Genomic DNA, 12,468 nt, shown 5'->3' with positions numbered 1-12,468 from the left:
GGTCGAAAGTCCCTGCGCTAACCCGTACGCAGGTCGGTCAGGGCCTCGCGCTGCGCCTCCCCGCTCTCGGTGACGATTTCCGCCGGTGTCTGCTGCGGGCGGACCAGGGCGAAGCGGATGCCGCCGGGGAGGGACGGGTCGGGGGCGAAGCCGTGGACGGCCGGGCGGGGGAGGCTGTTGTACGCGAAGTGGTTGGAGAAGTAGTACGCGCCGGTGTCCAGGAGGGCCGTCAGATCGCCCGCTTCGAGCAGTGGCAGCGCGCGGTTCTCGGCCACCAGGTCGCCCGCGAAGCAGCACGGCCCCGCCACGTCCTGCGCCACCGCGGGGCCCGGCTTGGGGCGGCCCTTCGCGTCGTACGCCCGCACGCGCAGCGGCCAGGAGGCGGGCACGAAGACCGTACGGGTGGCGAGTTGGGCGCCCGCGTGCGTGACCGCGATGGGCCGCCCGCCCGCCGTCTTCGTGTACTCCACGCGCGCGAGGACCAGCCCGCTCCTGGCGAGCAGCGACCGGCCGAACTCGGTCACCAGCCCGTACCGCCCGTCGAAGAGCCCCGGCACGGTGGCGCGCAGCAGCCGGGCGTACGCGGCGAAGGCCGGGGGCTCGTCGGAGGTGAAGTCGACGGGGAGGCCGCCGCCGATGTCGAGGGTGTCGATCCGGCGGTGCCCGGCCGCCGCGTTGATCTCCTCGGCCAGTTCGTAGGTCTCGCGCACGCCCTGGGCCATCAGCTCCAGGGCCATGCCCTGGGAGCCGGCGTGGACGTGCAGCCGGGTCAGCCAGGGCCGGTCCAGAAAGGCGCGCACCACCCACGCGCGCGCCCCCTCATCGCGCAGCGCGACCCCGAACTTGGAGGTCGCGGTGGCCGTGGACATCGCGCCGATGCTGCCGCCGCCGATCTGCGGGTTGACGCGCAGCCCGACGGGGGAGGCACCGCCCGTGGGTGCAGGGGATCCGGCGGCACTGAACAGGGCGTCCAGGCGGGCCAGTTCCTGGGGGTTGTCGGCGTTGACGGCGATCCCGAGGCCGAGCGCCTCGCGCAGCTCGCCGTGGGTCTTGGCGGGGGAGTCCAGGACCGTACGGGACGCGGGCACGCCCGCCGCGCGGGACAGCGCCAGCTCGCCGGGGCTCGCGACCTCGCAGCCGAGCCCCTCGTCGGCCAGCAGCCGCACCACGGGCACCAGGGCGGCGGCCTTCACGGCGAACGCGTGCAGGACGGGCGTGCCGTCCGCGGTCACCTCGTCGAACGCGGTGCGCAGCGCGGCCGCCGCCTCCCGGACGCCCGTCACGTCCAGCAGCCCGGCGACCGGGGTCTCCGGGCCGAGCAGGCCCTGCTCGGCGGCGGCGCGCACGGCGCGGTCCCGGCGTGCGGCGACGCCGCGGTCCGCGCCGGTCGGCTCGATCCTGTCGCCGGTCGCTTCGACTCCGTGGTCTGCGCAGGGCTCGTCCGTGGAAGGCATGGAACCACTCCACCACCAGGTGCCAGGACCCGGCCACTCGCGGCCACCCCCTGTTGACTATTCCTATTCATCTCATGATTATGTGAATACATCGATCCACCAGCAGTTCCCTCAGCAGTTTCCGTCGCAGGAGGCAGAGCCCATGTCAGGACCGGCAGGAGCGCCAGGACCACGTCCCGTACGGGCGCCGCGCGGCACGGAACTGAGCGCTCGGGGGTGGCAGCAGGAGGCCGCCCTGCGGATGCTGCAGAACAACCTCGACCCCGAGGTCGCCGAGCACCCCGACCAGCTCGTCGTCTACGGCGGCACCGGCCGGGCGGCCCGCGACTGGCGGTCCTTCGACGCCATGGCCCGCACGCTGCGGACGCTGAAGCAGGACGAGACGATGCTCGTCCAGTCCGGCCGCCCCGTCGGCGTCATGCAGACCCACGAGTGGGCGCCGCGCGTCCTCATCGCCAACTCCAACCTCGTGGGGGACTGGGCGAACTGGGAGGAGTTCCGGCGCCTGGAAGCCCTGGGCCTCACCATGTACGGCCAGATGACGGCCGGTTCGTGGATCTACATCGGTACGCAGGGCATCCTCCAGGGCACCTACGAGACGTTCGCCGCCGTCGCCGAGAAGAAGTTTGACGGCTCGCTCGCCGGGACGATCACGCTGACCGCCGGACTCGGCGGCATGGGCGGCGCCCAGCCGCTCGCCGTCACCATGAACGGCGGCGTCGCGATCTGCGTCGACTGCGACCCGCGCGCGATCGAGCGGCGCATCGAGCACCGCTACCTGGATGTGCGGGCCGACTCCCTGGAGCACGCCCTCCGGCTGGCCGTCGAGGCCCGCGACCAGCGCAAGCCCCTGTCCATCGGCCTGCTGGGCAACGCGGCGGAGGTGCTGCCCCGGATGCTCGCCGAGGGCGCGCCCATCGACATCGTCACCGACCAGACCTCGGCCCACGACCCGCTCTCGTACCTGCCGGTGGGCATCGACTTCGACGACATGGCCTCGTACGCGGCCGAGAAGCCCGCCGACTTCACGCTGCGGGCCCGCGAGTCCATGGCCCGGCACGTGGAGGCCATGGTCGGCTTCCTCGACGCGGGCGCCGAGGTCTTCGACTACGGCAACTCGATCCGCGGCGAGGCCCAACTGGCCGGATACGAGCGGGCGTTCGCCTTCCCTGGTTTCGTGCCCGCCTATATCCGGCCGCTGTTCTGCGAGGGCAAGGGGCCGTTCCGGTGGGCGGCCCTGTCCGGCGAGGCCTCCGACATCGCCAAGACCGACCAGGCGATCCTGGACCTGTTCCCCGAGAACGAGTCCCTCGCCCGCTGGATCCGGCTCGCGGGCGAGCGGGTCCACTTCCAGGGGCTGCCCGCGCGGATCTGCTGGCTCGGCTACGGCGAGCGCGACCGCGCCGGTGAGCGCTTCAACGACATGGTCGCCTCGGGCGAGTTGGCCGCCCCGCTGGCGATCGGCCGCGACCACCTGGACTGCGGCTCGGTCGCCTCCCCGTACCGCGAGACGGAGGCCATGCTCGACGGGTCGGACGCGATCGCGGACTGGCCGCTGCTGAACGCCATGGTGAACGTCGCCTCCGGCGCGTCCTGGGTCTCCATCCACCACGGCGGGGGCGTGGGGATGGGGCGGTCCCTGCACGCCGGGCAGGTCACGGTCGCCGACGGCACGAAACTCGCCGGCGAGAAGATCCGCCGCGTACTGACGAACGACCCCGGGATGGGGGTCATCCGCCATGTCGACGCCGGGTACGAATCGGCCGAAGGCGTCGCGGCGGAGCGCGGGGTCCGCATCCCGATGCGGGAGGGGTCTTGAGCGGGCCCGGCGCCGTGGGCGCGCAGGGTGCGGCAGCTCCCGGTGGACGCGGGACACCGGCGCCGGGTGCGGGCCCGGTCGGGCCCACCTCCCCCCGGACTCCGTCCGGGGGGACCCCCATCGCCTGTACGGAACGCCTGTCCGCAGCTGGGTTCCACGAGATGTGGCGGGAGCTGGCGCCCATCGGACGCCACGCCGCCGGCGGTGGCTACCGGCGGTACGCCTGGAGCCCCGCCGATGTGGACTGCCGGGCCTGGTTCCAGTGGCAGGCCGAAGCCCGGGGGCTCGCCTACGAGGTGGACCGGAACGGGAACCAGTGGGCCTGGCTCGGGGATCCCGGCGCCGGGGACGCCGTGGTCACCGGGTCGCATCTGGACTCCGTTCCCGACGGCGGCGCCTTCGACGGGCCGCTCGGCGTCGTGTCCTCGTTCGCCGCGCTGGACGAGCTGCGGGCGCGCGGCGCGGCGCCCACTCGCCCCGTCGCCGTCGTCAACTTCGCCGACGAGGAAGGCGCCCGGTTCGGGCTGGCCTGCGTCGGCTCCCGGCTCGCCGCCGGACAGCTGACCGTGGCCCAGGCGCATGAGCTGCGGGACGCGGACGGGGTGAGCCTGCCGCAGGCGATGGAACGAGGAGGCCAGGACCCCGAGTCCATCGGGCCCGACCCCGAACGCCTCGCCCGGATCGGCGCGTTCGTCGAGCTCCACATCGAGCAGGGCCGCGCGCTGGCCGACCCCGGAAGCATCCCCCGTACGGCCGCGGGCGACGGCCCGGCGCGGGCAGCCGACCGCGCCGGAGGACACCCCGTCGGCGTCGCCTCCGCGATCTGGCCGCACGGCCGGTGGCGGTTCGACTTCCGGGGAGAGGCCAACCACGCCGGCACCACCCGGATCGCGGACCGCCGCGACCCCATGCTCGCCTACGCCGCCGCCGTGCTCGCCGCCCGCGACCACGCGGCCCGCGCCGGCGCGCTCGCGACCTTCGGCAAGGTCGGCGTCGAGCCGGGCGGCGTCAACGCCATCGCCTCGCTCGTCCGCGGCTGGCTCGACTCCCGCGCCCCCGACGAGGCGACGCTCGCCGCCGTCGTGGCCGGAATCGAGCGCGCCGCTGCCGAGCGCGCGGAGCTCGACGGCGTCGAACTCCGCGTCACCCGCGAGTCGTTCACCCCCGTCGTCGAGTTCACGCACGGTCTGCGCGACCGGCTCGCCGACCTCCTGGGCCGGGACGGCGTCCCTGCGCCGGTACTCCCGACTGGCGCAGGCCACGACGCCGGTATCCTGTCCGTCTCGGTTCCCACGGCCATGCTGTTCGTACGGAACCCCACCGGCGTCTCGCACTCACCGGCCGAGTTCGCCGCCGAAGACGACTGCCTCGCCGGCGTGACCGCGCTCGCCGACGTACTGGAGGGCCTCGCGTGTCGCTGACACCGCAGACCTACTGGGCGGAGTACGCCTGGCTGGGCGGCACGGTCGAGCACGACGTGCTGATCGAGACCGGCCTCGACGGCCGCATCACGGCCGTGTCCGCCGACACCCCCGCCCCGCCCGCCGGGTCCGTGGCCCTGCACGGGCTGACCGTGCCCGGCATGGCCAACACCCACTCGCACGCCTTCCACCGCGCCCTGCGCGGCACCGTCCAGGTCGGCTCCGGCACCGGGTCGCCCGCGCGTACGCGCGGACCGGCGGCGGAAGGCGGTGAGCGTGCGCCGGACTCCTTCTGGACCTGGCGCGAGGTCATGTACGGCGTCGCGGACAGACTCACCCCCGAGACCTACTTCGACCTCGCCAGGGCGGTCTACGCGGAGATGGCCCTGGCCGGGATCACCTGCGTCGGCGAGTTCCACTATCTGCACCACGCCCCCGGCGGCGACCGCTACACCAACCCCAACGCCATGGGCGAGGCCCTCATCACGGCCGCCGCCGAAGCGGGCATCCGCATCACCCTCCTCGACACCTGCTACCTCTCCTCCGGCTTCGGCAACGGCCGGGCGGGTGCGCCGCCCGACACCCACCAGCTCCGCTTCAGCGACGGCACCGCCGAAGCCTGGGCCGAGCGCGTCAGCGAACTGCGCGCCGAGATCCGCGCCGACCACGCCCGGATCGGCGCGGCCATCCACTCCGTACGAGCCGTCCCCGCCGCCCAGTTGGGCACGGTCAAGCAGTGGGCCGAGGCGCACGACGCGCCCCTGCACGTGCACCTGTCCGAGCAGACCGCCGAGAACGAGGCGTGCCAGCGCGCCCACGGCTGCACCCCCACCCGGCTGCTCGCCGACCACGGCGTCCTCGGCCCCGGCACCACCGCCGTCCACGCCACCCACCTCACGGCGGGCGACATCTCCCTCCTCGGCGGCTCGTCCACCGGCGTGTGCATGTGCCCCACCACCGAACGCGACCTCGCCGACGGCATCGGCCAGGCCAAGCAGCTCCAGGACCGGGGCTGCACCCTCTCCCTGGGCAGCGACAGCCACGCCGTCATCGACCTGCTCGAAGAGGCCCGCGCCATGGAGCTCGACGAGCGGCTGCGCACCCGCACCCGCGGACACTGGACGGCCGCCCAACTCCTGCGCGCCGCGGGCGCGGACGGGCACGCCGCGCTCGGCTGGCCCGAGGCAGGGCACATCGAGACCGGCGCGCTCGCCGACCTCACGACGATCGCGCTGGACTCCGTCCGCACGGCGGGCCCCCTGCCCGGCGTCGCGGCCGAGACGGCCATCTTCGCGGCGACCAACGCCGACGTGCGGCACACCGTGGTCGCCGGCCGGCACATCGTCCGCGACGGGGTCCACCAGCTCGTACCCCACCTTCCCGCCGCGTTGGCCGAGGCGATCGCGGCGCTCCGCGACTGACGCACCCGGCCGGAACGGCCGAACCGGCCGCCGCCGCGGCCGAGAGGAGAACAGCGCAGCCATGGCAGACGCCACCGCAACCGCCATCACCCACATCGCGAGCCTCGTCACCAACGACCCCTCCCTCGGCTCGGGCCCCCTCGGTCTGATCCAGGACGCGGCCGTCGTCATCGACGGCGACCGCGTCGCCTGGGTCGGTGAATCCAGCAAAGCACCCGCCACTGACAACCGGATCGTGGCCGAGGGCCGGGCGCTGATCCCCGGCTTCGTCGACTCCCACTCCCACGTGGTCTTCGCGGGCGACCGCACCGAGGAGTTCAACGCCCGCATGTCGGGCCGCGCTTACTCCGCGGGCGGCATCCGCACCACCGTCGCCGCGACCCGCGCCGCGTCCAACAACGTGCTGCACGCCAACGCCGGCCGGTACGTGCGCGAGGCGCTGCGCCAGGGCACCACGACCATGGAGATCAAGTCCGGGTACGGGCTGACGGTCGAGGACGAGTCCCGCGCGCTGGCCGTCGCCGCCGCGCACACCGACGAGGTCACCTACCTCGGTGCCCACATCGTGGCTCCCGAGTTCGCGGACGACCCCGCGGCGTACGTGGACCTGGTGACGGGTCCGATGCTCGACGCCTGCGCGCCGTACGCCCGCTGGATCGACGTGTTCTGCGAGCAGGGCGCCTTCGACGGCGACCAGGCGCGGGCGGTCCTGATCGCGGGCGCGGCCCGCGGGCTGATTCCGCGCGTGCACGCCAACCAGCTGTCGTACGGGCCCGGGGTGCGGCTCGCGGTCGAGCTCGGCGCGGCCTCGGCCGACCACTGCACGCACCTCACCGACGCGGACGTGGACGCCCTCGCGAGCAGCGGGGAGACGGTCGCGACCCTGCTGCCGGGGGCGGAGTTCTCGACGCGGGCCGAATACCCGGACGCGCGGCGGCTGCTGGACGCCGGCGCGAGGGTCGCGCTGTCCCCGGACTGCAACCCCGGCTCGTCCTTCACCAGCTCCATGGCGTTCTGCGTCGCCGTCGCCGTACGGGAGATGGGGATGACGCCGGACGAGGCCGTGCTGGCGGCGACGGCGGGCGGCGCCGCGGCGCTGCGGCGCACGGACGTCGGGCGGATCGCCGTCGGCGCGCGCGCCGACCTGCTGCTCCTGGACGCCCCCTCCCACGTCCACCTCGCCTATCGTCCCGGGGTCCCCTTGGCGGCGGCCGTCTGGCGCGGCGGCGAACTGGTCAAGTGACGGCTGTGGGCAGGCACTTCGCCTGCCCACAGCCGACCGGAAGCCTGCCCGCGGCGTGGCGGGCGGCCCGGCTCACTCCTCGATCATCAACCCCTTGCGGAGCTTCGTCAGGGTGCGGGTCAGCAGCCGGGAGACGTGCATCTGGGAGATGCCCAGCTCCTCGCCGATCTCCGACTGGGTCATGTTCGCGACGAAGCGCAGGGAGAGGATCCTCCGGTCGCGCGGCTGGAGTTCGGCGATCAGCGGCTTCAGCGACTCGACGTACTCGATGCCCTCGAGCCCGTGGTCCTCGTAGCCGATCCGGTCCGCCAACGCGCCCTCGGTGTCGTCCTCCTCGGGCTGGGCGTCCAGCGAGCTCGCGGTGTACGCGTTGCTCGCGGCCATCCCCTCGACGACCTCTTCCCTGGTGATGCCGAGCCGCTCGGCGAGCTCGCCGACCGTGGGCGCCCGGTCCAGCCGCTGCGCCAGCTCGTCACCCGCCTTGGCGAGGTCGAGCCGCAGCTCCTGAAGGCGCCGGGGCACGCGCACCGACCAACTGGTGTCGCGGAAGAAGCGTTTGATCTCGCCGACGATCGTCGGCATCGCGAAGGTGGGGAACTCCACACCGCGGCTCAGCTCGAAGCGGTCGATCGCCTTGATCAGCCCGATGGTACCGACCTGGACGATGTCCTCCATCGGCTCGCTGCGCGAGCGGAACCGGGAGGCCGCGAACTTGACCAGCGCGAGGTTGAGTTCGACCAGGGTGTTGCGGACGTACGCGTGCTCGTGCGTGCCTTCCTCAAGGGACTGCAGGCGCGCGAAGAGGGTCTTGGACAGAGCCCTCGCGTCCAGCGGCCCCACTTCGTCGTACGGCGGGATCTCGGGAAGGTCCGCGAGGAAGTCCTCGTCGTCGTGGGGGGTTGTCGACGTGGCAGACCGTGCGATCTCGTGGGCGTCGTCAGCGGTGCTCAGCTCGTCGAGCCGGGGTGGCATGGTCTCCTCCATCATTCTCGGCGTATGGCTGCCGAAGCCGATATCTCTCGTCCTGCGGTGTGCGGCGCCTCCATGGCCGGCCGTCGTTTCAGATGTCTCTACTAGCCCTACCCGGTCGGACCCCGCCAAAGCAAGGCCCGGATATGGCCATATGTCCGTTTCGCGGGGATGTTCGGCTACCGGACGGCGTATCGAAGGCGTAGGGTTCTTGGTGCGCCGTCGCAAGCAACCAGAAGGGGTGCGCATGGACCGCGGGATGGTCGGCAGTACCAATAGGGGCCGGCTCCAGGTCGAGGTTCGGCACCACGGGTCCAGCGCGGTCGTGACACCGGCGGGTGAGCTCGACCACCACACCGCCGATCTGCTGCGGGAACCGCTGGAGGGGTGTGTTGACCAGGGTCTGTCCCGGCTCGTCGTGGACTGCTCGCGGCTTGAGTTCTGCGACTCCACCGGCCTCAACGTGCTCCTCGGCGCCCGGCTCAAGGCCGAGGCGGCGGGCGGTGGCGTCCACCTCGCCGGAATGCTTCCGGTGGTCGCGAGGGTATTCGAGATCACAGGGGCGGACGCGGTGTTCACGGTCCACGGCACCCTCGACGAGGCGCTCGCCGACTCTCCGGCCGACTGACTGACTTACGGCCTGCTCCGAAGCGTGACGTCCGCGTTATACGCGTCACACGTTCGCTCCGAAGAAGTGGGTGTTCCCACGGAACGGCCGGGCAGGAGACAGCTGAATCTGATGAATACGTCAGGTACCCGTACCTGTACCTGTGTATCGGTGAATCGGTGAGGTGAAGCGCTGATGAGCACCACTCGGCCGTACTCGCCGGGCGATCGCGGCCCGGAGTCGGACGGTGCTTCCCCTGCCGTACCCGCGGACGGAGAGGTCGGGGAGGTCGGGGAGCAGGTCGGCCGGCAGCTCGGCCGGAGCGCGCGCGAGACCGGCCCGCAGGCCGGGATCAGGCAGGCCGGGGCCACGCAGGCCGGGACCGCACAGGCCGGGGTTCCGCAGGCGGGGCAGGTGCGCAGGCTGCGCCTCGGCGGCGCCGCCGGAATCGTCCCCACCGCCCGCGACTTCACGCGGCAGGCGCTCTACGACTGGGGGTGGCTGCCCGCGGCCACCGCCGACCAGCGGGCCGCGGCCGAGGACGTGCTGCTCGTCGTCTCCGAACTCGTCACCAACGCGTGTCTGCACGCCGAGGGCCCCGAGGAGCTGAGAGTCGGCTGCAAGGGCAAGGTGCTGCGCCTGGAGGTCGTGGACCTCGGCACCGGCTCGCCCGCCCCGCGCACCCCGCACCGCGCCGGACGCCCTGGCGGCCACGGCATGTTCATCGTCCAGCGGCTCTGCCTGGACTGGGGCGTCGTGCGCAACCCCGACGGCGTCGGCAAGACGGTCTGGGCCGAGCTGGCCGGGCCCGCCTAGCGGCGACTGCTCCCACCCTGTCCGTTCTTCGAACACGCCGATCGGCGTGTTCTTTGTCTTCCCATGTCTTGGTCCCCGGCGTACCGTCAGCGCCCGATCTGATGTGTCGTCAGTAACTTGCGCCGTCGGCGGCCCGGTTGGCCGCGGGGCCCGGGGGTCCGGGAGCCCGTGAGTCCGGGCGGTCCGATGGGCTGGTGGTCCGGTGGTCCGGTGGTCCGGTGGTCCGGCGGGCAGGCGGTCCGGCGGTCCGGCGGTCTTGGCGGTCTGGCGGCGACAACCGACGAGAGGGGTCCCGAGGTGTCCCAGAGGAAGCGCCAGGCCGCCGCGCGTGGGGGCGCGCTCGCGGTGGCCGCGGCAGTGGCGGCCGGGTCCGCCGTACTGCTGGCCGCCCCCGCCGCGTACGCCGAGGTCGTGGACGTCGACTACTCCTGCAAGACGCCGATCGGCGACAAGAGCGCCGTTTCGCCCATCGACATCAAGAGCGAGAAGAGCGGCGGTTCCTACAAGATCACGATGACCTTCGAGAAGGGCGTCTCCTCCAGCCCCGTCGAACTGGGCAAGGGCGCGATGAACCCGAGTGCCGTGATCAAGCTGGGCGGGTCGGAGAGCGGGACGATGCAGGTGAAGGGGCCGCCGAACCCCGAGGCCATCCCGGCCAACACCCCCATCAAGATCTCGGACTTGTCGGGCACCTACACCCCGAAGGCCGGCGGCAAGGTCACGTTCACCGCCTCGACCCTGACGATCAAGGCGCTCGGCACGACCACCACCTGCACCCCGACGAACAACCCCAAGCCGTCGCTGTCGCTGGACGTCGAGGGCTCGGGCGGGGCGGCGGCCTCGGACTCCGGCGGGCAGCTGCCGCAGACCGGACCGGTCGACTCCGCCGTCGCACTGGGGACGTTCGGCGGCACCGTTCTCCTCGCCGGAGTGGCCGGAGCGCTCTGGCTGACCCGCCGCGAAGCGCGTGCCACCGGCTGATTGGCCGCGGAGCACGACCACCGGCTAACCGGCCTCGAAGCCCGCACCACCGGCTGGCCGGCCGTGGGGCACGTACCACGGGCTGGCTGGCCGCGGAGCACGACCACCGGCTAACCGGCCTCGAAGCCCGCACCACCGGGTGGCTGGCCGTGGGGCACGCGCCACCGGCTGTTGGCTGGCCGCGAAGCGCGTGCCACTGGCTGACCGCCTGTGAAGCCTGCGCCACCGGCTGACCATCCCGCGAGCACGCACCACGGGCTGGCCGGCCACGGGGGCACGCACCACCGGCTGACCGGCCGCGGAGCGTGGCCACTGGCCGACTGGCCTCGGGCCCCGGGGCCGGTGCCACCTGCCATGGGCCCCGGCAGTTGGGCCCGGCCGCAACGACGTCGTACGCGTACGAGCACCAGGAGCCGCCGATGCCGTCCCGTACCCGCGCTACCCGCGCTACCTGTGCCGCCGTCCTGCACGTGCTCGCACCGACGACGGCGGCGGCGATGCTGTGCGCAGGTGTCGGGCTCTCCTCGACTCCGGTCGCTGCGCTGCCCGTTGGTGTGCCCGCCGCCCAGGGCTCCGACTGGTCGGCCGCGCCCGCGTCCGGCGGCGGGTCTGGCGAGCGGCCGTACTTTTACCTGGAGGGGCGGCCCGGGGCCGTGCTGGAGGACACGGTCGTCGTCACCAACCCTGGTGACCGCCCCCGCACCGTCCGACTGCGCGGCGCCGACGCGTACAACACCTCCGGTGGCGCCTTCGCCGTACGGGCCCCCGGTCGCAGCACCGGCACCGGCACGTGGATCGCCTTCGCCGACACCGAGGTCGAGGTGCCGGCCCGTACGCGCGCGGAGGTCCCGTTCACCGTGACCGTCCCGCAGGACGCCGTGCCCGGCGACCACCCCGGCGCGGTCGTCGTCTCCGGCGACGGCCGGGAGGCGGGGGTACGGGTCCATCTGCGGGTCAACGGGCCGACGTTGTCGGCGCTTTCGGTCGAGGACGTGTCGGTCGTCGAGACCGGCGAGGGGGCCGGGATCCGCTACGCGCTCGTCAACCGCGGGAACACCGCGCTCCGTCCACGGCTGGCCGTACGCGGTGACGGGCTCTTCGGCGAGGTGCTGCGGCGCGAGGCCAGGGCGCTGCCGTTGGAGCTGCTGCCCGGGCAGCGGGTGCGGCTCACCGAGCCGTGGCGGGACCCGCCCGCCCTCGACGCGGCCGAGGTCACGCTCACGGCCACGGCGGAGCACGGCGCGCGCGCCTCGGCCACCGCCTCGTACGCCGCCTTCCCCTGCGTGGCCGCCCTGTCCCTGCTGCTGGTCGCCACGGGCGCGGGCGCCAGCGTCCACGCCTTGCGGCGCCGCGGACGGGTGAACCGCGAGGGCGAGGATCCGGCTGAGCGATCGGCTCAAGTGCAGGGCAGCAGAGGGCAGTTGACGGAATCGGCGTCAGGGGCGGCACGGTGAACAGCGACAGGGACGTCAACTCGGCGACTCCGGCCCGGGACCCGCACTGGGTCCTGAGCGGTTGCACGGCCGTCCGCCAGGCGGGCGGGCTTCGCCGTGGCCGTGAGTGTGACCTCGGCCGCGTCGAGCGCGGGCGGGTGGCGCTCCGCTGGGTCGCTGCGCTTCGTCGTGCGGTGCGGTGGCCGGGGCTGGTCGTCGCGGTGCTCGCATCGGTGGCCGGGGCCGTCTTGGTGCTGATATCCGCAGGCGGCAGGCGGCGGGTCCTGAGCGGTTGCACGGCCGT

The 12,468-nt window shown here is 73.3% G+C and carries 11 protein-coding genes; 9 read left to right on the top strand and 2 right to left on the bottom strand.

The window, feature by feature from the left end; genetic code table 11:
- Window positions 1–17 precede the first annotated feature (17 nt).
- The gene (locus AOK16_RS06290) at window positions 18–1,454 is read right to left on the bottom strand and encodes a type III PLP-dependent enzyme domain-containing protein (RefSeq protein WP_055471224.1); all 1,437 of its coding nucleotides are present in this window, start codon (window positions 1,452–1,454) and stop codon (window positions 18–20) included.
- A 142-nt stretch (window positions 1,455–1,596) separates the two neighbouring features.
- On the opposite strand from AOK16_RS06290, the gene hutU reads away from it, so the two are divergent.
- The 4 genes from hutU to hutI all read left to right on the top strand — a co-directional run bounded on the left by hutU (window position 1,597) and on the right by hutI (window position 7,358).
- Window positions 1,597–3,273 carry a urocanate hydratase gene (hutU, locus tag AOK16_RS06285; RefSeq protein WP_055471223.1) on the top strand — a complete coding sequence of 559 codons (1,677 nt, stop codon included), beginning with the start codon at window positions 1,597–1,599 and terminating at the stop codon, window positions 3,271–3,273.
- A gap of 161 nt (window positions 3,274–3,434) precedes the next feature.
- Window positions 3,435–4,694, top strand: a complete 1,260-nt coding sequence (locus tag AOK16_RS06280; protein ID WP_079101118.1) for an allantoate amidohydrolase — start codon at window positions 3,435–3,437, stop codon at window positions 4,692–4,694.
- Window positions 4,685–6,115 carry a formimidoylglutamate deiminase gene (locus AOK16_RS06275; protein ID WP_055471222.1) on the top strand — a complete coding sequence of 477 codons (1,431 nt, stop codon included), beginning with the start codon at window positions 4,685–4,687 and terminating at the stop codon, window positions 6,113–6,115. The genes AOK16_RS06280 and AOK16_RS06275 overlap by 10 nt, the downstream gene beginning before the upstream one ends.
- A 61-nt stretch (window positions 6,116–6,176) precedes the next feature.
- Window positions 6,177–7,358, top strand: coding sequence for an imidazolonepropionase (hutI, locus tag AOK16_RS06270; protein WP_055471221.1), 1,182 nt, complete (start codon window positions 6,177–6,179; stop codon window positions 7,356–7,358).
- A 72-nt stretch (window positions 7,359–7,430) separates the two neighbouring features.
- On the opposite strand, the gene AOK16_RS06265 is transcribed toward hutI, so the two are convergent.
- The gene (locus AOK16_RS06265) at window positions 7,431–8,342 is read right to left on the bottom strand and encodes an RNA polymerase sigma factor SigF (protein ID WP_055471225.1); all 912 of its coding nucleotides are present in this window, start codon (window positions 8,340–8,342) and stop codon (window positions 7,431–7,433) included.
- A gap of 232 nt (window positions 8,343–8,574) precedes the next feature.
- On the opposite strand from AOK16_RS06265, the gene AOK16_RS06260 reads away from it, so the two are divergent.
- The 5 genes from AOK16_RS06260 to AOK16_RS27590 all read left to right on the top strand — a co-directional run.
- Entirely contained in the window at window positions 8,575–8,955 is a 381-nt protein-coding gene (locus tag AOK16_RS06260) for an STAS domain-containing protein (RefSeq protein ID WP_055471220.1), read from the top strand.
- A gap of 174 nt (window positions 8,956–9,129) precedes the next feature.
- Window positions 9,130–9,750 (top strand): ATP-binding protein, encoded by a 621-nt coding sequence (locus tag AOK16_RS06255; RefSeq protein ID WP_055471219.1) that lies wholly within the window; start codon window positions 9,130–9,132, stop codon window positions 9,748–9,750.
- A 297-nt stretch (window positions 9,751–10,047) separates the two neighbouring features.
- Window positions 10,048–10,731: an LPXTG cell wall anchor domain-containing protein gene (locus AOK16_RS06250; protein ID WP_055471218.1), complete on the top strand. Its 684-nt coding sequence runs from the start codon at window positions 10,048–10,050 to the stop codon at window positions 10,729–10,731.
- Between the two features lie 419 nt (window positions 10,732–11,150).
- Window positions 11,151–12,185, top strand: a complete 1,035-nt coding sequence (locus tag AOK16_RS06245) for a COG1470 family protein (RefSeq protein WP_079101117.1) — start codon at window positions 11,151–11,153, stop codon at window positions 12,183–12,185.
- Window positions 12,182–12,468, top strand: a 287-nt coding sequence (locus AOK16_RS27590) for a hypothetical protein (protein ID WP_055471217.1), incomplete at its 3' end; no start/stop codon positions are given. The genes AOK16_RS06245 and AOK16_RS27590, both read left to right, overlap by 4 nt.

The sequence above is a fragment of the Streptomyces pathocidini genome (assembly GCF_001418495.1).
GTDB lineage: Bacteria > Actinomycetota > Actinomycetes > Streptomycetales > Streptomycetaceae > Streptomyces > Streptomyces pathocidini.
Note: the sequence above shows the minus strand (reverse complement) of the source record. Positions and strands in the feature narration are given on the sequence as shown.